Raw genomic sequence first — 1,150 nt, 5'->3', positions numbered from 1 at the left:
GCGGGTGTGGCGGAATTGGCAGACGCGCTAGACTTAGGATCTAGTGTCTTCGGACGTGGGGGTTCAAGTCCCTTCACCCGCATCAATATTAACATTATGCCTAATAGCAAATGGTTATATGAAAGATCTCAACCTTATTAAGGGATGGATCGCAGAATAGAATCATTTCTTTTAATTTACACCCTTTGCCGGGGTGGCGGAACTGGCAGACGCACAGGACTTAAAATCCTGCGGTAGGTGACTACCGTACCGGTTCGATTCCGGTCCTCGGCACCATATGCGCCCGTAGCTCAATTGGATAGAGCGTTTGACTACGGATCAAGAGGTTAGGGGTTCGACTCCTCTCGGGCGCGCCATTATAACGGGAAGTAGCTCAGCTTGGTAGAGCACTTGGTTTGGGACCAAGGGGTCGCAGGTTCGAATCCTGTCTTCCCGACCATGATTTCATTACGGGGCCTTAGCTCAGCTGGGAGAGCGCCTGCCTTGCACGCAGGAGGTCAGCGGTTCGATCCCGCTAGGCTCCACTTTTATTTATTGCGTTATATTATAATGTGATTAGTTCACATCTAAGTGTTTGATAGAAGAATCAATGACGTGTTGACTGTTTAAGATTTAACTGTATATTATGCGGGTGTAGTTTAGTGGTAAAACCTCAGCCTTCCAAGCTGATGATGAGGGTTCGATTCCCTTCACCCGCTCCAAATAATTTATTATTTGGGCCTGTAGCTCAGCTGGTTAGAGCGCACGCCTGATAAGCGTGAGGTCGGTGGTTCGAGTCCACTCAGGCCCATCACACTTCAAAAAAAGTGTTGACTTATTAAGTTGAAGATGGTATCCTTTAAAAGTTGTCGCGAAAATAACGAAAAACATTTAAGAAAAAAGTTGTTGACAACAAGATTCCGTTTATGATATATTAATAGAGTTGCTGTTTTGATAAGCAACTTAACATTTGCTCTTTGAAAACTGAACAAAACAACCAGTATGTCAACGAAAAGAAACTTGTTTTCTTTTCAACAAAACAAGAAGGTAACACTTTTTAAAGCTAAGACATTATATGAAATTGATTGTTGTCAATTTCATTTCAAACACTTTATTGGAGAGTTTGATCTTGGCTCAGGACGAACGCTGGCGGCGTGCCTAATACATGCAA

At 43.7% G+C, this 1,150-nt stretch carries 7 tRNA genes and 1 rRNA gene; all 8 read left to right on the top strand.

Features of this window, described 5'->3' with window-relative positions:
- A tRNA-Leu gene (locus tag CWR45_RS16265) sits at positions 1 to 82 on the top strand.
- A gap of 105 nt (positions 83 to 187) precedes the next feature.
- A tRNA-Leu gene (locus tag CWR45_RS16260) sits at positions 188 to 276 on the top strand.
- A 3-nt stretch (positions 277 to 279) separates the two neighbouring features.
- Positions 280 to 356: transfer RNA gene (locus CWR45_RS16255), tRNA-Arg, on the top strand.
- Positions 357 to 362: 6 nt separating this feature from the next.
- Positions 363 to 439 (top strand) — tRNA-Pro (locus CWR45_RS16250).
- Between the two features lie 12 nt (positions 440 to 451).
- A tRNA-Ala gene (locus CWR45_RS16245) sits at positions 452 to 524 on the top strand.
- A 103-nt stretch (positions 525 to 627) separates the two neighbouring features.
- Positions 628 to 701 (top strand) — tRNA-Gly (locus tag CWR45_RS16240).
- 15 nt (positions 702 to 716) lie between these two features.
- Positions 717 to 790, top strand: a tRNA-Ile gene (locus tag CWR45_RS16235).
- 300 nt (positions 791 to 1,090) lie between these two features.
- Positions 1,091 to 1,150, top strand: a 16S ribosomal RNA gene (locus CWR45_RS16230); the annotation flags it as partial.

The organism is Oceanobacillus chungangensis (assembly GCF_003369565.1).
Classification (GTDB): Bacteria; Bacillota; Bacilli; order Bacillales; family Amphibacillaceae; genus Oceanobacillus; species Oceanobacillus chungangensis.
The sequence above is the reverse complement of the archived record's forward strand: the minus strand, read 5'-3'. Positions and strand labels throughout refer to the sequence as shown.